The sequence below is a fragment of the Sphingopyxis sp. GW821-FHT12F08 genome, assembly GCF_058806755.1.
In genome coordinates, this window is the sequence record NZ_JBXAQA010000005.1 from 328,133 (window position 1) to 345,661 (window position 17,529).

Annotated in this window: 18 protein-coding genes; 7 read left to right on the forward strand and 11 right to left on the reverse strand. The window is 65.3% G+C overall.

Going from position 1 to position 17,529, the window contains the following annotated elements; genetic code table 11:
* Positions 1 to 66: 66 nt before the first annotated feature.
* Together groL and groES are read right to left on the reverse strand one after the other, a co-directional pair.
* A complete protein-coding gene (groL, locus tag AC1RNQ_RS15600; RefSeq protein WP_493172438.1) occupies positions 67 to 1,710 on the reverse strand; it encodes a chaperonin GroEL in 1,644 nt (547 codons plus the stop codon).
* A 64-nt stretch (positions 1,711 to 1,774) separates the two neighbouring features.
* Entirely contained in the window at positions 1,775 to 2,062 is a 288-nt protein-coding gene (gene groES, locus AC1RNQ_RS15605; protein WP_037514464.1) for a co-chaperone GroES, read from the reverse strand.
* Between the two features lie 143 nt (positions 2,063 to 2,205).
* Here groES and AC1RNQ_RS15610 point away from each other — a divergent pair, with 143 nt between their 5' ends.
* Complete coding sequence (locus AC1RNQ_RS15610) at positions 2,206 to 2,706, forward strand: hypothetical protein (protein WP_493172439.1); 501 nt, start codon at positions 2,206 to 2,208, stop codon at positions 2,704 to 2,706.
* On the opposite strand, the gene AC1RNQ_RS15615 is transcribed toward AC1RNQ_RS15610, so the two are convergent.
* From AC1RNQ_RS15615 to AC1RNQ_RS15625, 3 genes are all read right to left on the reverse strand, one after another.
* Positions 2,651 to 4,057: an MATE family efflux transporter gene (locus tag AC1RNQ_RS15615; RefSeq protein ID WP_493172440.1), complete on the reverse strand. Its 1,407-nt coding sequence runs from the start codon at positions 4,055 to 4,057 to the stop codon at positions 2,651 to 2,653. The genes AC1RNQ_RS15610 and AC1RNQ_RS15615 overlap by 56 nt on opposite strands.
* A 147-nt stretch (positions 4,058 to 4,204) precedes the next feature.
* Positions 4,205 to 5,059: a toll/interleukin-1 receptor domain-containing protein gene (locus AC1RNQ_RS15620; protein WP_493172441.1), complete on the reverse strand. Its 855-nt coding sequence runs from the start codon at positions 5,057 to 5,059 to the stop codon at positions 4,205 to 4,207.
* Positions 5,056 to 5,616 carry a Pycsar system effector family protein gene (locus tag AC1RNQ_RS15625; RefSeq protein WP_493172442.1) on the reverse strand — a complete coding sequence of 187 codons (561 nt, stop codon included), beginning with the start codon at positions 5,614 to 5,616 and terminating at the stop codon, positions 5,056 to 5,058. The genes AC1RNQ_RS15620 and AC1RNQ_RS15625 overlap by 4 nt, the downstream gene beginning before the upstream one ends.
* A 164-nt stretch (positions 5,617 to 5,780) precedes the next feature.
* On the opposite strand from AC1RNQ_RS15625, the gene AC1RNQ_RS15630 reads away from it, so the two are divergent.
* The 3 genes from AC1RNQ_RS15630 (at position 5,781) to AC1RNQ_RS15640 (ending at position 9,438) form a co-directional block, all read left to right on the forward strand.
* Positions 5,781 to 6,014: an acyl carrier protein gene (locus AC1RNQ_RS15630; RefSeq protein ID WP_137869062.1), complete on the forward strand. Its 234-nt coding sequence runs from the start codon at positions 5,781 to 5,783 to the stop codon at positions 6,012 to 6,014.
* 146 nt (positions 6,015 to 6,160) lie between these two features.
* Positions 6,161 to 7,363 (forward strand): serine palmitoyltransferase, encoded by a 1,203-nt coding sequence (gene spt / locus AC1RNQ_RS15635; RefSeq protein ID WP_493172443.1) that lies wholly within the window; start codon positions 6,161 to 6,163, stop codon positions 7,361 to 7,363.
* Between the two features lie 113 nt (positions 7,364 to 7,476).
* Complete coding sequence (locus AC1RNQ_RS15640) at positions 7,477 to 9,438, forward strand: ATP-binding protein (protein ID WP_493172445.1); 1,962 nt, start codon at positions 7,477 to 7,479, stop codon at positions 9,436 to 9,438.
* 416 nt (positions 9,439 to 9,854) lie between these two features.
* On the opposite strand, the gene AC1RNQ_RS15645 is transcribed toward AC1RNQ_RS15640, so the two are convergent.
* Genes AC1RNQ_RS15645 through AC1RNQ_RS15655 form a run of 3 tightly spaced genes read right to left on the reverse strand, consistent with a single transcriptional unit; the run spans position 9,855 to position 12,183 of the window.
* Positions 9,855 to 10,718 (reverse strand): hypothetical protein, encoded by an 864-nt coding sequence (locus AC1RNQ_RS15645; RefSeq protein WP_493172446.1) that lies wholly within the window; start codon positions 10,716 to 10,718, stop codon positions 9,855 to 9,857.
* 10 nt (positions 10,719 to 10,728) lie between these two features.
* Positions 10,729 to 11,703 carry a diacylglycerol/lipid kinase family protein gene (locus tag AC1RNQ_RS15650; RefSeq protein ID WP_493172448.1) on the reverse strand — a complete coding sequence of 325 codons (975 nt, stop codon included), beginning with the start codon at positions 11,701 to 11,703 and terminating at the stop codon, positions 10,729 to 10,731.
* A gap of 6 nt (positions 11,704 to 11,709) precedes the next feature.
* The gene (locus AC1RNQ_RS15655) at positions 11,710 to 12,183 is read right to left on the reverse strand and encodes a DUF2141 domain-containing protein (protein ID WP_493172450.1); all 474 of its coding nucleotides are present in this window, start codon (positions 12,181 to 12,183) and stop codon (positions 11,710 to 11,712) included.
* Positions 12,184 to 12,303: 120 nt separating this feature from the next.
* Here AC1RNQ_RS15655 and lptF point away from each other — a divergent pair, with 120 nt between their 5' ends.
* The 3 genes from lptF to AC1RNQ_RS15670 all read left to right on the forward strand — a co-directional run bounded on the left by lptF (position 12,304) and on the right by AC1RNQ_RS15670 (position 15,889).
* A complete protein-coding gene (lptF, locus tag AC1RNQ_RS15660) occupies positions 12,304 to 13,512 on the forward strand; it encodes an LPS export ABC transporter permease LptF (protein ID WP_493172452.1) in 1,209 nt (402 codons plus the stop codon).
* The gene (lptG, locus tag AC1RNQ_RS15665; protein WP_493172454.1) at positions 13,512 to 14,609 is read left to right on the forward strand and encodes an LPS export ABC transporter permease LptG; all 1,098 of its coding nucleotides are present in this window, start codon (positions 13,512 to 13,514) and stop codon (positions 14,607 to 14,609) included. Before lptF ends, lptG begins: the two co-directional genes overlap by 1 nt.
* Before the next feature lie 326 nt (positions 14,610 to 14,935).
* Positions 14,936 to 15,889: a right-handed parallel beta-helix repeat-containing protein gene (locus AC1RNQ_RS15670; RefSeq protein WP_493172456.1), complete on the forward strand. Its 954-nt coding sequence runs from the start codon at positions 14,936 to 14,938 to the stop codon at positions 15,887 to 15,889.
* A gap of 101 nt (positions 15,890 to 15,990) precedes the next feature.
* Here the strand turns inward: AC1RNQ_RS15670 and AC1RNQ_RS15675 are convergent, their stop codons facing one another.
* The 3 genes from AC1RNQ_RS15675 to AC1RNQ_RS15685 are packed head-to-tail and all read right to left on the reverse strand — an operon-like array spanning position 15,991 to position 17,449.
* Positions 15,991 to 16,497 carry a type III secretion system chaperone family protein gene (locus AC1RNQ_RS15675; RefSeq protein WP_493172458.1) on the reverse strand — a complete coding sequence of 169 codons (507 nt, stop codon included), beginning with the start codon at positions 16,495 to 16,497 and terminating at the stop codon, positions 15,991 to 15,993.
* A 45-nt stretch (positions 16,498 to 16,542) separates the two neighbouring features.
* Positions 16,543 to 16,857 (reverse strand): accessory factor UbiK family protein, encoded by a 315-nt coding sequence (locus tag AC1RNQ_RS15680; protein ID WP_493172460.1) that lies wholly within the window; start codon positions 16,855 to 16,857, stop codon positions 16,543 to 16,545.
* 34 nt (positions 16,858 to 16,891) lie between these two features.
* Positions 16,892 to 17,449: a TspO/MBR family protein gene (locus AC1RNQ_RS15685; RefSeq protein WP_493172462.1), complete on the reverse strand. Its 558-nt coding sequence runs from the start codon at positions 17,447 to 17,449 to the stop codon at positions 16,892 to 16,894.
* Positions 17,450 to 17,529 lie beyond the last annotated feature (80 nt).

Genomic DNA, 17,529 nt, shown 5'->3' on the forward strand with positions numbered 1-17,529 from the left:
GAAAAAGGGCCGGGAGATCGCTCCCCCGGCCCTCTTGTTCGTTGGCAGGTGCCGAACGGTTTGGACTTAGAAGTCCATGCCGCCCATGCCGCCCATGCCGCCGCCGCCCATGGGCATGGCGGGCTTGTCGTCGGGCGATTCGGCGATGCCGGCTTCGGTGGTGATCAGCAGACCGGCAACCGAGGCCGCATCCTGCAGCGCGATGCGGACAACCTTGGTCGGGTCGATGACACCGGCCTTGACCAGGTCTTCATAGACGTCGGTCGAGGCGTTGAAGCCGAAGTTGCTGTCCTTCTGGTCGAACAGCTTGCCCGCGACGACACCGCCGTCGAAGCCCGCGTTTTCGGCGATCTGGCGGACCGGAGCCTGCAGCGCGCGACGGATGATGTCGATGCCGCGGGTCTGGTCTTCGTTGATGCCCGACAGGCCTTCGAGCGCCTTGGTCGCGTACAGAAGCGCGGTGCCGCCGCCGGGGACGATGCCTTCCTCGACCGCAGCGCGGGTCGCGTGGAGGGCGTCGTCGACGCGATCCTTGCGTTCCTTCACTTCGACTTCCGAAGCGCCGCCGACCTTGATCACGGCAACGCCGCCGGCGAGCTTCGCCAGACGTTCCTGCAGCTTTTCCTTGTCATAGTCGCTGGTCGTGGTTTCGATCTGCGCGCGGATCTGCTCGACGCGGCCCTTGATCGCATCATGGTCACCCGCACCGTCGACGATGGTGGTGTTGTCCTTGTCGATGGTGACGCGCTTGGCCTGGCCGAGCATGGCGAGCGTGACGCTCTCCAGCTTGATGCCCAGGTCTTCGCTGATCATTTCACCCGCGGTGAGGGTCGCGATGTCCTGCAGCATCGCCTTGCGACGATCGCCGAAGCCCGGGGCCTTGACGGCCGCGACCTTCAGGCCGCCGCGCAGGCGGTTGACCACCAGCGTGGCGAGCGCTTCGCCTTCGATGTCTTCGGCGATGATGAGGAGCGGACGGCCCGACTGCACCACGGCTTCGAGGATCGGCAGCATAGCCTGCAGGTTCGAGAGCTTCTTTTCGAAGATCAGGATGTACGGATCGCTGAGCTCGACGAGCATCTTCTCGGGGTTGGTGATGAAGTAGGGGCTCAGATAGCCGCGGTCGAACTGCATGCCTTCGACGACGTCGAGTTCGAAATCGAGGCCCTTGGCTTCCTCGACGGTGATCACGCCTTCCTTGCCGACCTTTTCCATCGCTTCGGCGATCTTCTCGCCGACTTCGGTGTCGCCGTTGGCCGAGATGATGCCGACCTGGGCGATTTCAGCGGTGCCCGAAACGGGCTTCGACTGCGCCTTGATCGTTTCGACGACCTTGGTGACCGCGAGGTCGATGCCGCGCTTCAGGTCCATCGGGTTCATGCCGGCGGCAACCGACTTCATGCCTTCGCGCACGATCGCCTGGGCGAGCACGGTCGCGGTGGTGGTGCCGTCGCCGGCCTTGTCGTTCGCCTTCGATGCGACTTCGCGCAGCATCTGGGCGCCCATATTCTCGAACTTGTCCTTGAGTTCGATTTCCTTGGCGACGGTGACGCCGTCCTTGGTGATGCGGGGGGCGCCGAAGCTCTTGTCGATCACGACGTTGCGGCCCTTGGGACCGAGGGTGACCTTCACTGCGTCGGCGAGGGTGTCGACACCGCGCAGGATGCGTTCGCGCGCGTCGCGCGAGAATTTGACGTCTTTAGCAGCCATGGGCTTGTTCCTTTAAAATCCGCAGAAAACTGCGTAACTTCACACTGAATTCGAAAAAAATCGCTCAGGCGATGACGCCGAGGATGTCCGATTCCTTCATGATCAGCAGCTCTTCGCCGTCGACCTTGACCTCGGTGCCCGACCATTTGCCGAACAGGATGCGGTCGCCCGCCTTGACGTCGAGCGGGGTCACCTTGCCGTCATCGGCGCGGGTGCCGGTGCCGACCGAGACGACTTCGCCTTCCTGCGGCTTTTCCTTGGCGGTGTCGGGGATGATGATGCCGCCGGCCGTCTTTTCTTCGGCTTCGATACGGCGAACAAGCACGCGGTCGTGCAGCGGACGAAATTGCATGGAATATCCCTCCAGAGATGCAAATGATGTCGTGTTTGGCACTCGCGAGGCGAGAGTGCTAACAGACGGGCATATGGGCGGCACCCATAGAGGCGTCAAGGCGGGTTAAGGGAAAATTTTCGGCAACGCGTTACGACGACCAGATGGGGTGCGAGATTCCGATCGGCAAGGGGGCGGATGCGCCCGATTTCATCGCGCTGCGGCACGACGCCCAGTTGCTGCGATGCGATTTCCTCGATGCCTTCGCGCGGCTCGAGTCGGCGGTGATGCAATATATCGGCAAGACCGACGTCAAGGCGAGCACCGGTCAGCCTTTCGGTCAGAAGTTGACCCTGCTGCAAAGGGCCCGCGATCATTTCCGCAATCCCAAGCGCCTCGACATTCGCATTGCAGCCATCCAACAGCTTCTGCCGGTCCGTGCGGACATCGTCCATTCGGTGCTTGAAGTCGCCGTGATATTCGACGGGCGCGCGACGGCCAGCAAGCTGAGCTTTCGTAATTCATCGAACGCCCAACGTCCCGCCATGCTGATCGATCGCGACGAGTTGATCGCGATGACCCGGCGGCTCAATCAGTTGGCGCTCCAGTTCAGCCAGCAGCAACTGAAGGAAGCAGCCCCAGCCGTTCCCGCATCCGCCACCTGAGCAGCAGCAGCCCCGCGACGAGCACCAGCCCGACCGCGAGCCCGATCCACACCCCGACTCCCGCCCAGGGCGTCCAGAAGCCGAGGTAGATCGCGGTGCCGTATCCGCCGATCCAATAGCCGCAGATCGCGATGATCATCGGGGTGCGGGTGTCCTGCAGCCCGCGCAATGCGCCCGCCGCGACCGCCTGTGCGCCGTCGAACAGCTGGAAGGCGGCGGCGACCACGAGGAACTGCATCGCGAAGCCGACGAGCGCGGCGTTCTTCGCGGCGTCGACGTCGACATAGATTGACAGCACGAGCGCGGGGAACAGCCACATCGTCAGCGCGGTGATGCCCATGAACCCGATGCCGAGCACCATCGCCGCGGTGCCGGCGTGGCCGATGCCGCGGTGGTCCCGCGCACCATAGGCGAGCCCGACGCGGATCGTCGCCGCCTGCGCGACGCCGAAGGGAATCTGGAAGGCGAGCGCGGCGACCTGCAGCGCGATCGTATGCCCGGCGAGCTGCGCTTCGCCGATGCGCCCCATCAGGAAGGCGGCGCCGGTGAACAACCCCGCCTCGGCGAGGATGGTGAGCGCGATCGGCGAGCCGATGCGCAGCATCTCGAAAAAGCGGGTCCATTCGCTGCGCCACCAGTTGCCGAACAGGTGATAGCGCCGCAGCCGCCGGTCCGACTGGATGATGACGACATAGGCGAGCAGCATCAGCGTGCTGGTCAGCACGCTCGAGATCGCCGAGCCGTGCAGGCCGAGCGCGGGCATGCCGAGGTTGCCGAACACCAGCGCCCAATTGCCGAGCGCGTTGACCCCGAGCGCGGCGAAGGTGATCGCGGTCGCGATCTTCGGCCGGCCGAGCGCCGAGACGAAGATGCGCAGCACGCTCGCCGCGATCATCGGGAACATGCCCCACAGCAGGATGAGCAGGAAACCCGCGGCGCGCGCCGACATGTCGGCCGCCTGCCCGGTCGCGAGCATGATCGGCCCGCCCGCGGCGCAGACGCCCATGAAGACCAGCGAAACGAGCGCGCTCAGCCACAGCGCCATGCGCACCGTGCGCCGCACCTCGCGGACCGCATGTTTGCGGCGCCCGAGCTCGGCGGCGATCAACGGCGCCGCCGCGCCGACGAGCCCCGAACCGGTCCAGAGCAGGAGCCCGAAGATCGACACCCCGAGCGACGAGGCCGCGAGCGCGGCGTCGCCGAGGCGCGCGACGAAGATGACGTCGATCGCATGGACGAGCATCTGGAGCAGGTTCGCCGCCGCCAGCGGCCAGGCGAGCGCCAGCGTCGCGCGGAATTCGGCGCCGAGACCCTGCGGAACCTCCGCGGTCAGGGGGGTGGTCTTCTGCAACACAGCCGGCCCGGATAGGCGAAGCCGGGGGGCGACCGCAATCTTCCTAACGCCGGTCGGGATGTTTTGCGATCTGCGGTTGCAATTTGGCCACAGTTCCGAAGACGACAGATCGCCAACGCGACAAAGGCCGTAAGGTATCAGATATCACTTCGATATTATTCCGACGCTACTTAATAGATATAGAACGAATGACAATATAACCCAAAAAATAAATAAATTCCAAACAATTGAAGCAGTTTCTTTTAGTTTTGAATTTTGAGAAATATTTGTATTTTTAGATGGATTGTTATCATTTTTTCTGAAGCTTTCATGTTGATTGCCGGAATTTGAAAAATGCAATTTTATGTTTTCGGCGTTGACGCTTCGGATCGTTGGAGATTGTGCACCCGTAACCTGGGGTGGGCGCGCGTCAACCGGCGAGGCGGGCCGACCGGACGGCCCGGGAGGTTTCCAAAGCCCGCTCCCCGCGTCACTGTCGTGCTCGTTGAATGTTTCGAGCGTTTTTGTTGCGGTGCCGAGCAAAGGATCATCGGGGTTCGTTGAAATCCAGCTGCGCCAGAGTGAGGCGTCCGCTGCTTGCTCGCATTGCACATAGCTGCCCAAGCCCGGGCGACCGGCCAGTCGGCCGATACGTTCGACGATCTGTCGCCATCCTGCGCAGGAGCGAAAATCATCCGTGCCGAACAACTCGGCAGCCTGCACGGCCCTGAAGCCCATTGGCGGATCGCAGTTTTCAATCCTTGCCGCGACAAGCTTTCCCGACCGTTTGCCGACGTCAGCCTCGTCACGAATCCAGTCACTTCCGCAGGCAAGCGGCGACCAAAGAACCAGGATGGCTTTCGCATTTTCAGCCTCCCCCTCGATTTCCTTCGCGAACGATATGCCGGGTTCGATATGCGCGTCGAACCACACCGCAAGTTTCAGGTCGACGAGCGCGTTGTAGATCGCGAGGCAGCGCGGGCGCTCCTCGCGCTTGTAGCTGATGAAGACGTCGGTCATCGCATCCAGAGCACCACCATCTCGAACGCGAAGGCGATGAAGGTCAGCGTCAGCCCAACCACGAACAGCCGGTACGCATAAGCGAGGTAGCGATATTTGCGCCGCGCGAGGACCATGCCGTTCTGGTAGGTGTCGCGCAGCATCACCTCATACATATCCTCTTCGGTCCGGAGGCGCGCCTTCACCGCGGCGATATATTCATCCTCGTCCATCTGCGCGAAACGGCCGAAGAAGAGGATGTTGCTATGGTCCTTGCCATCGCGATAGACCACCGGCGGCGCCTTGCCGACGCGCGGCAGCACCGCCGACACCGCGAGCAGCGCCGAGAGGAAGGAGAAGGTCGCGAGGATCGTCAGCGGCATCGCGAGCGCGCCGCCGCCCGAGCGCGCCTGCCCGACCGCGAGGGTGAAGACGACGAAGGTCGCGCCCATCAGGATCGACGCCTTCTGGTCGGCCATTTGCGACAATTGCATCGTGATCTGCTGGGTCGTGCGCACCAGATGGACCGCGTTCGGCGGGAAGCTGATCGGCGGCACCGCCGGTTTTTCGCTGTCCATACAATCCCCTCCCTGCCGCAAGGCTGTGGGTGACCCCATAACCCGAATGACATGAAGTCCCGCGGGCGGCAAGATGCTGCCCGAATCCCGCCGCATTCGCTTGCCAAGCGGGAATGAGCGCGGCATGCCCGCGCGCAACATTCTTTCTTTACGGGACGCAGCCAATGAGCAGCCTCAAGGACCAGATTCACGGCCTGATCGCGCCGTTCAACAAGAAGGGCGTCGAACTGACCGATGCCACGACCTTCGCGGGCGACCTCGAATGGGACAGCCTGACGGTGATGGATTTCGTCGCCGAGGTCGAGGACACGTTCGACATCATCATCAGCATGAACATGCAGGCCGAGATCGAAACCGTCGGCCAGCTGGTCGCCGCGGTCGAAAAGCTGCAGGGCTGAACTCTCTCTTCCCGTTCGTGTCGAGCCCTTCGACTGCCTTGGCAGGCGCTCAGGGTAAACCTAAAGGTCGAGACACTCATCGAGATGGCGCCATGCCGAGGGGCATCTCGACTTCGCTCGATGCGAACGGAATTTGGAAGCATCACATGACCGATCTCTTCTCGAAATTCGATCCGCTGATCCAGCAGCGCGAGGATCTGCTCGCGACCGGCGTCACCGACCCGTTCAGCCTGGTGATGGAGAAGGTGGTCTCGCCCACCGTCGCGATCTGCAACGGGCGCGAGACGATCCTGCTCGGCACCTATAATTATATGGGCATGACCTTCGACGAGGATGTCATCGCCGCGGGCAAGGAGGCGCTCGACAAATTCGGCAGCGGCACCACCGGCAGCCGCGTGCTCAACGGCACCTATCAGGGCCACAAGGAGTGCGAGGACGCGCTCAAGGAATTTTACGCCATGGACCATGCCATGGTGTTTTCAACGGGATACCAGGCGAACCTCGGCATCATTTCGACGATCGCGGGCAAGGGCGACTACGTCATCCTCGACATCGACAGCCATGCGTCGATCTATGACGGCTGCGCGATGGGCAACGCCGAAATCGTCGCTTTCCGCCACAACGACGTCGAGGCGCTCGAAAAAAGACTGAAGCGTCTGCCCGCCGAGGCGGGCAAGCTCGTCGTGCTCGAAGGCGTCTATTCGATGCTCGGCGACATCGCGCCGCTGAAAGAGATGATCCGCGTCTCGAAGGAAAACGGCGCGATGGTGCTGGTCGACGAGGCGCATTCGATGGGCTTCATCGGCGAGCATGGCCGCGGCGTCGCCGAGGCGCAGGGCGTGATCGACGACGTCGACTTCATCATCGGCACCTTTTCGAAGAGCGTCGGTACGGTCGGCGGCTTCTGCGTGTCGAACCATCCGAAGTTCGAGATATTGCGGCTCGTCTGCCGCCCCTATGTGTTCACCGCGTCGCTGCCGCCGAGCGTCGTCGCGACCGCGGCGACGAGCATCCGCAAGCTGATGCACGGGTCGAACAAACGCGCGCATCTGTGGGAAAATTCCAAGGACCTGCACAAGGGGCTGCGCGATCTCGGCTTCACGCTCGGCACCGACGAGCCGCAGTCGGCGATCATCGCGGTGATCATGCCCGACCTCGAGCGCGGTGCGATGATGTGGGAAGCGCTGCTGGAAGAGGGGCTCTACGTCAATCTCGCGCGCCCGCCCGCGACCCCCGCGGGCATGACCTTGCTGCGCTGTTCGCTCTGCGCCGAGCATTCGAGCGAGCAGGTCGGCGAGATTCTGGGCCGCTTCGAACGCGCGGGCAAACGCGTCGGGATTATCGGCTGAACCGAGGCGCGGTGCCGACAACCCGATTCCTTTTCGGGGCGAATTGATCTGGCAGGCACGCTGCGACTCGTTCGCCGCTTTCCCGCGCGCCGCGACTCCGGTACAAAGCCGCGGTGTTCGAGGCGGATTATGACAGCGAAAGCGACAATCGGCGGGAGCGGCTGCGCTTCTGGCTGACGGTCGGCGTCGGCGCGATCCTGACCGGGGTCGTCGCGGCGCTCGTGCTGCTGCTGATGCGCGCCAACGACAATTACGACCGCTCGCTCGGCTGGCAGGCGCACAGCCTGGAGGTCATTTCGCAGACGCGCTCGCTCGACGCATCGCTCGCGCGCGCCGAGGCGGCGCTGGGGCGTTTCGCGGTCGGGCTGCAGAAGGAGGACGGCCGCGTCTATCAGCAGCAATGGGGCGTCGCGCGCCAATATCTGACGCTGCTGACGCGCAACGTGCGCGACAATCCCGAACAGGCCGAACTGGTCGCCAAGCTGACGACCGAGTTCAACCGCCGCGGCGAACAGCTCGGCGACGCCGCGCTCAGCGCCAATTACAGGCAGACCGTCGCGGCGATCTCCAAATATAATGCCGCGGGGCACGACGCCGCGCTGATCCGCATCGACCGCATCCTCAGCGACCTCATCCGCAACGAACGCGCCATCCTGGCCGAACGCAACCGCATTGCCGCGGCGGACCGCGACAGCCTGAACCAGGCGATCCTGCTCTTCTCGCTGCTCGGCGCCTTTGCCGCGCTGATCGCGATCGTCGCGACCTTCTCGCTCGTCCGCGCCGAGGGCGAGCGCCGCCTCGCGCGCCGCGAGCAGCTTGCCGAAAGCGACCGCGCGTCGCTGCTCGAAGCCGCGGTCGCCGAACGCACCGCCGAACTCGCGCGGGCCAACGTTGCGCTGCGCGGCGAGATGGCCGACCGCGCCGCCGCCGAGGCGCAACTGCGCCAGGCGCAGAAGATGGAGGCGGTGGGCCAGCTGACCGGCGGCATCGCGCACGACTTCAACAATATGCTCGCGGTGGTCGTCGGGGGGCTCGAACTCGCGCAGCGCTGGCTGGCCGATGCCCCCGACAAGGCGCAGCGGCACATCCATAACGCGCTCGACGGGGCCAACCGCGCTGCCGACCTGACGCGGCGCCTGCTCGCCTTCGCGCGCTCTGAACCCGCGCGGCCCGAAATGATCGTCGTCGACGACAGCATCGCGGCCTTTGCCGAGCTGATCGAGCGGACGATCGGCGACCGCATCGCGCTGACGCTCGACCTGCAGGCGCCGGGGCTCGCGGCCTGGCTCGACCGCCAGCAGTTCGAAAATGCGCTGCTCAACCTCGCGGTCAATGCGCGCGATGCGATGGACGGCCATGGCGCGCTGACGATCCGCACGCTGCGCGACGAGCAGGAGGAGACGGCAGCGCTCGCGGTGCAGGTGATCGACACCGGCTGCGGCATGACGCCCGAAGTGCTCGAACGCGTCTTCGACCCTTTCTATACCACCAAGCCCGCGGGGCAAGGCACGGGCCTGGGCATGAGCCAGGTCTTCGCCTTTTGCCGCCAGTCGGGAGGCGAGGTGCAGATCAGCTCGACCGAAGGCGAGGGGACCAGCGTGGCGATGCTGATGCCCGTCATCCGGCCGGACGCCGCGATGGAATCCGAACCGGGCGCGGCGCCGGTCGCCGAGCCCGAAAGTGCGGGCGAGGCGCTGCACATCCTGGTCGTCGAGGACGATCTGCGCGTGCTCGCGGCGACGGTCGATGCGGTCGAGGAACTCGGCCACCGCACCGTCGCGTGCAGCGACCCGCGCGCCGCCGCCGCGCTGGTCGAGGCGCAGGAATTCGACCTCATCCTGTCCGACGTGCTGATGCCCGACCTCACCGGGCCCGAGATGGTCGCGGGGCTGAAGCAGCGCTGGCCCGACATTGCGGTATTGTTCGTGACCGGCTTTGCGGGCGATGCGAGCGAGATCGCGAGCTTCGGCGACCATGACGTGCTGCGCAAGCCCTTCACGCTGACGCAGCTGGAGCAGGCGATCCGGCGCAGCACCGAACCGCGGACGGCGGAGAAGATCGCGGCGTTCGGCTGAGGGCGGCTTTGGGGTGGGGAGCGGACCTAAAACCCCTCCTCTGAAGAGGCGATTATATCGATTGCAAATTCTCCTCCGAACGGCGGCTTTGGGGTGTGGGTAGCGGCCATCACCGATCCTCCCCGGCACGGGGAGGGGGACCACCCGAAGGGTGGTGGAGGGGCACAGGAGGTTTGCGTAACCAAACTGACAAGCCGCTCATTCCCAAGCTGCGATCCTGCAGTGCGCTACCTCACCGGCAAGGCAAACCGCCTGTACCCCTCCACCAGCTTCGCTGGTCCCCCTCCCCCCTTGGGGGAGGATCGCTCTTGTCCGCTTCCGCCCGGAACCGGTCATTCATTGTCGTGTTTGCAAAGGACATAATCGCCTCTGAAGAGGAGGGGTTGAGAAAGGTCCGCAACCGCCCGAAACTCGCCCTATTTGATCGCTCCGCTGCGCATCAGCCGCGGGACCAAAGTCAGCGCCGCGACCAGCGGCCACTTCCGCTGCCAGGGCTTGATCTCGATCTTCGTCCCCGCGTGGCGATTGATCTTCCACGCGAGATAATCGATCCCGCCGGCATAAGTCAGGCTGGCCTTGGCGAGGCGGACGATGCTGAGCGCCTTGCCCTCCAGCCGACGGCGCGGCCAGCCGCCGGTGCGCGCATTCGCCGCGATCGCGGCGATCGCGGGCGGGCCGAAGCGGCGGTAGCGGTCGGGATCGGCGTCGACCACCGACTGCGCTCGGCTCGTGCGCTCGGCGCGCAGTTCGGCTGAATAGGTGAGCGAAAAGGCGCGGCGCCACCAGTCGAGCGCCTCTTCGCCTGCGATGCGGCCGGCGGCTGCCAGCAGCGTCGGTGCCGCGCGCGCGACCGCGGCGACGGCGCGGTTGGCGGCGGTGTCGTCGACACTCCACACCAGCCGCGAGGGCTGGGCGAAGCGCGCCCATACCGACACGTTGCGCGTCTCGGGCCCGTTCAGCCGGTCGAAGTCGGCCTCGCTCAGCACCGCATATTTGGCGATCAGCCCTTCGTGCTGGAAGGGGAAGACATTGGGCGGGATCAGCCGGTTCGCCGCCGCCATCCAGCGCCGGTCATAGGCGTCGCCATAATCGGACACGATCAGGTAGAAGTCGAGCATCAGCCCGTCGAGCTCGCTTTCGCGCAGGCAGCTGCCGTAGAAGAGCACGGCGCGCGCCGAGCCCGGATATTGCGCCGCGATCGCCATCGCCATCGCCTTGGCGCGCGGATCGACGGGGGTGGAAAGTTCGGCGCGGACCAGGTTGGCCAGGCTGTCGGACATGGCGGTGCCTTCAGGCGGCAAGGCGCAGGAAGGGCACCGGCTGGGTCGAGGTCAGCACGATCGGCTTGCCCCCGATCGACTCGAAAATCTCGCCATCGAGGATGACGTTCGAGCGCTTGCCCTCGATGCGGATCTCGTCGCCCTGCTCGAAATGCACGCCGTCGAGCTGGCGCTGGCCGAGCGTGCCGCGCCAGGCGCCGCCGAGCATGCGGAACAGCGCCCCGACGCTGGTCTCGGTCGCGAGCAATTTCATATGGCCGTTGGTGCCATGCGCTTCGCTGGTGCGGATGCTGAGCAGCAATTTCTCGAGCGTGGTGACGATCAGGAGCGAGAATTTGCCCTTGAACTCGCCCTGGCGGATCAGCGACACGGTCATCGGTTCGGGCTTGGGCGGCAGGCGGCCGCCGCCGAGCCCGAGCACCATCGCGAAGAGGCCGAGCACCGCCGCGAGGAAATGCGACACGCCGTTGGGCAGGCCGAGCGGATAGATGCGGTTGCGGCAATAGAGCATCACGTCGGCGAGATAGGCGCCGCCGAGGAACATGCCGAGCACCGGCCGCGCTTCGCCGCCGCTGTCGAGCGAGATCAGCTGGCGTTGGATCACATGATCCTCGAGCCGGCCGGTTTCGACCAGTTCGATCACGCGTTCGAGCGCTTTCAGCGGGTCGCCCTCGGCGCCGAGGTCGAGCGCGATCAAATTGGTCTTGCCGTTGGGCAGCACCGCGACCGGCGGCGGCGTGCCATTGAAATGGCCGCCCGAATAAAGCTCGGTCAGCGCCGCCTGGACGGTGCCATCGCCGCCGTTGACGACGACGATGCGCGGGCTGACCATCGCGATGGTGCGGATCGCCTCGCCGATCTGGGCGACGTCCTCGACCTCGTAATGAAAGATATCGGGATGCGCGGCGCAATATTCCCGGACGCGCGGCAACAGGGCACGGTTCCCCGTCGAGCGCGGATTGGAAAGGAGCGCGACGCTGGCCATATATCCTTACATATATTTCATGGTGATCGAGATCGTCTTCGGTGCGTTGCCGACTGCAAAGGCCGTCTTCTTGTAGCTCGGCTTGCCGAGGTTGAAGATGTTGATGCTCGGGTTGTTCGACATGCCGCCGCCGTCCGAAGACAGGTCGGTCTTGCCGTTGCCGTTGACGTCGTGACGCACCGCGATGCCATAGCTGCCGGCTTCGGGCAGCGGCACGCACACGGTCATCGATCCGGCGCGCGCGGGCACCTCGATCCGGTTGATCCAGCGGCCCTTGGTCAGCCATTCGGCCGAGGTGGCGCGATAGGCCTGGACGCGCACCTTGCCCGACCCGGCCTTGAGGCCGCTGATCTGGACCAGCGTGGACGGACCGTTCCGGCATTTCGACAGATCGTTCGACAGGACCTGTCCTTCCGCCAGCGCCGGCCAGGCGGCCGCCAGCAGAATGATGCAGAGAGACGTCGATACAAATTTCGACATGACGCATTAGCTCCCAGTGGCTATAGCCATGCCAGCCACGCTGGCACGGGTCCCTGTCGCCCTTGCATCGGCATATCGGAATCATTTGCGGCCAAATCATGGTAATAGGGCGACGAAAGCTTGAATAGATTGCCCGCCATCGACCGCTACATCTCGCGGCTCATCTTTTTCCCCATGCTCGGCACGCTGGTCCTGTCGGCGATGCTGCTCGTCCTCGAGAAGATGCTGCGGCTGTTCGATTTCGTCGCGACCGAGGGCGGGCCGGTCAGCGTCGTGTGGCGGATGCTCGCCAACCTGATCCCCGAATATCTCTCGCTCGGCATCCCGATCGGGCTGATGCTGGGCATATTGCTTGCCTTCCGCCGCCTCGCGACGTCGAGCGAGCTCGACGTGCTGAAGGGCGTGGGGATGAGCTTCGGGCGGCTGATGCGCGTGCCCTATGCCTATGCGCTCGCGCTCGCCCTGCTCAATCTTGCGATCGTCGGCTTCATCCAGCCCTATGCGCGCTACGCCTATGAAGGGCTGCAGTTCGAACTGCGCTCGGGCGCGCTCGGCGCGTCGATCAAGGTCGGCGAGTTCACCAACCTCGGCGAGCGCATGACGCTGCGCATCGAGGAAAGCTCCAACGAGGGCCGCAGCTTGCGCGGCATTTTCGTGCGCGGCGAGCAGAAGGACGGGCAGGCGGTGTCGGCGACCGCGGCGCAGGGGCAATTCCTCGCCACTGACGACCCCGACACGATCATCCTGCGGCTGACCAGGGGTGTGCTGATCCACGAATCGCCCAAGTTCGCGGTGCCGCGCGTGCTGACTTTCGACAATCACGACCTGCCGATCCCGCTGCCCAAGATCGACGCCTTTCGCACCCGCGGCGGCGCCGACCGCGAAAAGACGATCCCCGAGCTGTTCGTTGCCGGCAAGGACCGGAGCGAACCGCTCAAGACCCGCCTTGAATCGCGCGCCAATTTCCACTTCCGGATCGTCGAGGTCGCCTCGATGTTCCTGATCCCGCTGATCGCGATCGCGCTCGCGATCCCGCCCAAGAGATCGACCTCGTCGCTCGGCATCTTCCTGTCGATCGTGCTGCTGGTCACCCAGCACAAGATCAACGAATATGCCGAGGATATGGGCGCGCGGGGCACCGTCGATCCGCTGATCGCGCTGTGGGTGCCTTTCCTGTTGTTCGCCGCGCTCGCGGTCTGGATGTATTATCAGACCGCGCATGTGCCGGGCGGCCAGCCGATCGGCGCGCTCGAGCGCGTCGCGGCGAACATCGGCAAGCGCATCCGCGGGCTCGCCAAGATGTTCCAGCGCAAGCCGGTGGCCGCCTGATGCACGCACTCGCCTTTTTCCCCTCGCGCACCATGGCGGTCTACGTCGGGCGGCTGTTCCTGATCCGCACCTTCGCGATCCTGTTCGCGCTGGTGCTGATCCTCCAGACGCTCGACCTGCTCGGCGAGAGCGGCAAGATCCTGGCGGTCGCGGGCAATGGCGATGCCGAGGTATGGCGCTATGTGGGGCTGCGCATCCCGCAGATCGTCGAGACCTTCCTGCCCTTTTCGGTGCTGCTCGGCACGATCCTGACCCTCGCGACGCTGAACCAGAACAGCGAGGTCATCGCGATGAAGGGCGCGGGCATGTCGGCGCATCAGGTGCTGGCGCCGTTGTTCCTCGCCGCGTTTCTCGTCGCGGGGATCAGCTTCGCCTTCAACGAGCGGATCGTCGCGCGCGCCACCGCCTCGCTCGCTGCGTGGCAAAAGGTGCAATATGCGCAGGTCCCGCCCGACAACGGCGTGCGCAGCAACATCTGGGTGCGCGCGGGCGATGATCTGATCAACGCGGCGACGGTCGAGACCGGCGGGCCGGTGGTGCGGTTGACCGGGGTCAAGATTTACGAGCGCACCGGCGGAGTGCTGTCGTCGATCCTGTCGGCCGACAGCGCGCGCGCGGTCGACGGCGGCTGGGAACTGACCAATGCCAAGCGCTTCAACCGCCGCTCGGGCACGGTCCAGCCGTTGGGCACGATCGTCGCGGCGAAGGGTGTGCGCCCCGACCAGTTCACGCTGGCGCAGGTCAAGGGCGACCAGCTGCCCTTCGTCCAGTTGAAGACCGCGATCGACGATCTGGAGGCCGCGGGCCGCCCGGTCGACGCGCTGAAGGGCGTGCTGTGGCACAAGATTTCGGGGCCGCTGTCGGCGATCCTGATGCCGCTGCTGGGTGCAGTCGCGGCCTTCGGGCTGGCGCGCTCGGGCAAGCTCTTCGTGCGGGCGATCCTCGGCATGGCCTTGGGCTTCGCTTATTTCGTCGCCGACAATTTCGCGCTCGCGATGGGCGATCTCGGTGCCTATTCGCCGTTCCTGGCGGCGTGGGGGCCGTTCATCCTCTTCGCGCTGATCGGCGAGATGATCCTGATCCGGACCGAGGAATAGGGGCCGGTATCGGGCGGTAGCGACCATACCAAGCCCCTCCTCTTCAGAGGAGGGGCCTGCGAGACTTATGCGCTTGCGCGTTAGTCGCAGCGGGGTGGTGTTCGCCGCTGGGCGTGTGCCTCCGGCCACCACCCCGTTCGACTAAAGGCCCGGCTGCGCCGGACCAAGTCTCACTGCGCCTCCTCTGAAGAGAAGGGGTTTTATGCTTGTCCCCAACCCGACGCCTGCATTAATCCCCGCCACCCCGGGCGTCCGCTTTCGGGACGGCGCGCCTATTAACCAGCCTTGCAAACGACTGGCGCGCCGCGCCGGCCTATAAGCGCGCCATGGTCCGTATCCGCCCCAGCCTCGTCGCCGCGCTGCTCATCGCCGCCGCGGCCGCCTCCGCCCCCGCGCCTGCCCAGACCGGCGGTGCGCCCTACAGCATCGACGGCCGGGGCTTTTCGCGCCTGCAGGACGCGGTCGATGCGATCGGCGAAGGCCAGGGAACGATCCGGATCGCGCCGGGCTATCACCGCGACTGCGCGGTGCAGACCGCGGGGCGCATCGCCTTCGTCGCCGCCGAAGCCGGGCAGGCGATCTTCGACGGCGTGACCTGCGAGGGCAAGGCGGCGCTGGTGCTGCGCGGCGGCGGCGCCAAGGTCGATGGCATCGTCTTCCAGAACATGCGCGTCCCCGACGGCAATGGCGCGGGCATAAGGCTCGAGACGAGCGACCTCGAGGTGGCGAACAGCATGTTTCGCAGCAGCGAGGAGGGGATCCTCACCGCCGACGATCCCGAGGCGACGCTGACCATCGACCGCTCGACCTTCTCGCGCCTCGGGCGCTGCGACCGCGGTCTGAGCTGCGCGCACAGCGTCTATACCGGCATCTATGGCCGCGTGATCGTCACCCGCACGCGCTTCGAAAAGGGCAGCGGCGGTCATTATTTCAAATCGCGCGGCATCGTGGTCGACGTCCGCGACAACAGCTTCGACGACACACAGGGCACGGCGACCAATTATATGATCGACCTGCCGTCGGGGTCGGTCGGCCAGATCGCGGGCAATATGTTCGTACAGGGGCGCGACAAGGAAAATTATTCGGCGCTGATCGCGGTCGCCGCCGAGGAACGCAAGAACCCGTCGCGCGGGTTGTCGATCGTCGGTAATCGCGCGAGCCTGCCCGCGGGGATGGACCGCAAGTCGGTGTTCGTCGCCGACTGGAGCGGCGAAGCGCTGGCGATCGGTGCGAACGAGCTGGGCGCGGGGCTGGCGCGGTTCGAGAAGCGCTCGAACTAAAACGCCCCCCATTCCGTTCGTGTCGAGCGAAGTCGAGACGAATGGGTGCGCGCCCCCACGTGTCTCGACTACGCTCGACACCAACGGCTGAGGGGTAGGGTTTAAGCTTCCCCGCGCGTTTCGATCAGCGAGGCGGCGAGCGCCTCGGCGGGCGACTTGCCGCCCCACAGCACGAACTGGAACACCGGGTAGAAGCGCTCGCATTCGTCGATCGCGCTTTCGATCAGCGTCTCGGTGAGGTCGAGCGGGAGCGAGGCGTCGCTGCCCAGCAGCATGCCGTGGCGGAACAGGATCGTGCCGCTGTTCGACCAGAGCTCGAAATGGCCGAGCCAGAGCTGTTCGTTGATCAGCGCCAGCGCTTCGTGCGCGACGGCGCGCTTGTCCTCGACGACGCGGATGTCGGGGAAGGCGAGCAGCTGGATGACGCCGTCGTCGGCGCGCCACACCGCGCGCAGCTCGTAGGTCGTCCAGCTGCCCTGCGCGGTCGCGACGATCTCGTCCTCGCCGACCATCTCGTGCGGCCAGTCGTGCGCGGCGAAATAGGACGCCAGCATTTCCATCGGCGCGGCGTCCTGGCCGTCTTCGTCGTCGTAGATATCGTCGCTCATGCGCGCGCCTTTAGCGGGAAACGCGCGAGGTGGCGAGTCGCTGCGTCAGGCCTTGGGCTTGCGCAGCGAAGCGGGCTTCGCCGCGGGCTTGCCGGCGGGCGTCTTGACCGTGTCGGCCTTGCTCGCGCCTTCCAGCTTGTCGAGCCGCGCCTTGAGCGCTTCGGCTTCGGCGCGCGCAGTGGCGGCCATCTGCTTCACCGCTTCGAATTCCTCGCGGCTGACGAAATCCATGCGGCCGACGAATTCCTTCGCGCGCTCGCGCATCGCGGCCTCGGCCTCGCGGCCGGCGCCGGCGACGGTTCCGGCGACGCCGTTGATCATCTTGGCCAGATCGTCGAAAAAGCGGTTTTCGCTCTGCATTGTCGTGTTCCTTCGTGGGGGAGAACCCTTGCCGTCACCCTATCTGGGTGCTCGCGGCTGGGACGACAACCCCCTTGTCTTCGGCATCGGGATTGCGCTGATCGATCTGGAAATTGAGGATCGCGGCGAAGCAGAGCCAGGCCATATAGGGCACCAGCAGCCACGCCGCAGCCCTGCGAATCGGCGCGAAGGCGAAGGCGGTGGCGATCGTCATCAGCAGGATGAAGACGATCAGGTAAAAGGCCGTCGTCACCTGATGCGCGCCGAAGAAGAGCGGTGACCAGGCGAAATTGGCGATCAGCTGGACGAAGAAGAGCAACAGTGCGAGTCCGCGCCCCTTCGCGCCGCGCGCATGGAGTATCATCGCGAGCGAGAGGCCGAGCAGGATGTAGAGGATCGGCCACACCGTGCCGAACACCCAGCCCGGCGGCGTGATCGCGGGCAGGTCGAGCGACGCGAACCAGCGGTTGCCGTAGCCGCTGTTGGAGAGGAGGCCCGAGAGGCTGCCGATCAGCACGATCGCGGGGACAGTGACCAGCGCCCAGCGGAGATAAGACATGCGTAGCTGACCCGGCGTGGCGATTTCACTCATCGGATGGCGGCCCCTGTTCGCGATTCTGCGCGGCAAGGTGTCGCGACTGGCGCGATGCTCGTCAAGCGATCAGGCGTAGG

Excerpts from the sequence above, each read along its gene's own strand:
- AC1RNQ_RS15670 (WP_493172456.1), top strand. The coding sequence starts at position 14,936 with ATGGTCCGTATCCGCCCCAGCCTCGTCGCCGCGCTGCTCATCGCCGCC.
- AC1RNQ_RS15645 (WP_493172446.1), bottom strand. The coding sequence starts at position 10,718 with ATGTCCGACAGCCTGGCCAACCTGGTCCGCGCCGAACTTTCCACCCCC.
- AC1RNQ_RS15630 (WP_137869062.1), top strand. The coding sequence starts at position 5,781 with ATGAGCAGCCTCAAGGACCAGATTCACGGCCTGATCGCGCCGTTCAAC.
- AC1RNQ_RS15625 (WP_493172442.1), bottom strand. The coding sequence starts at position 5,616 with ATGGACAGCGAAAAACCGGCGGTGCCGCCGATCAGCTTCCCGCCGAAC.
- AC1RNQ_RS15650 (WP_493172448.1), bottom strand. The coding sequence starts at position 11,703 with ATGGCCAGCGTCGCGCTCCTTTCCAATCCGCGCTCGACGGGGAACCGT.
- AC1RNQ_RS15655 (WP_493172450.1), bottom strand. The coding sequence starts at position 12,183 with ATGTCGAAATTTGTATCGACGTCTCTCTGCATCATTCTGCTGGCGGCC.
- spt (WP_493172443.1), top strand. The coding sequence starts at position 6,161 with ATGACCGATCTCTTCTCGAAATTCGATCCGCTGATCCAGCAGCGCGAG.
- groES (WP_037514464.1), bottom strand. The coding sequence starts at position 2,062 with ATGCAATTTCGTCCGCTGCACGACCGCGTGCTTGTTCGCCGTATCGAA.
- AC1RNQ_RS15680 (WP_493172460.1), bottom strand. The coding sequence starts at position 16,857 with ATGCAGAGCGAAAACCGCTTTTTCGACGATCTGGCCAAGATGATCAAC.
- groL (WP_493172438.1), bottom strand. The coding sequence starts at position 1,710 with ATGGCTGCTAAAGACGTCAAATTCTCGCGCGACGCGCGCGAACGCATC.
- AC1RNQ_RS15620 (WP_493172441.1), bottom strand. The coding sequence starts at position 5,059 with ATGACCGACGTCTTCATCAGCTACAAGCGCGAGGAGCGCCCGCGCTGC.
- lptG (WP_493172454.1), top strand. The coding sequence starts at position 13,512 with ATGCACGCACTCGCCTTTTTCCCCTCGCGCACCATGGCGGTCTACGTC.
- AC1RNQ_RS15610 (WP_493172439.1), top strand. The coding sequence starts at position 2,206 with ATGGGGTGCGAGATTCCGATCGGCAAGGGGGCGGATGCGCCCGATTTC.
- AC1RNQ_RS15675 (WP_493172458.1), bottom strand. The coding sequence starts at position 16,497 with ATGAGCGACGATATCTACGACGACGAAGACGGCCAGGACGCCGCGCCG.
- AC1RNQ_RS15685 (WP_493172462.1), bottom strand. The coding sequence starts at position 17,449 with ATGAGTGAAATCGCCACGCCGGGTCAGCTACGCATGTCTTATCTCCGC.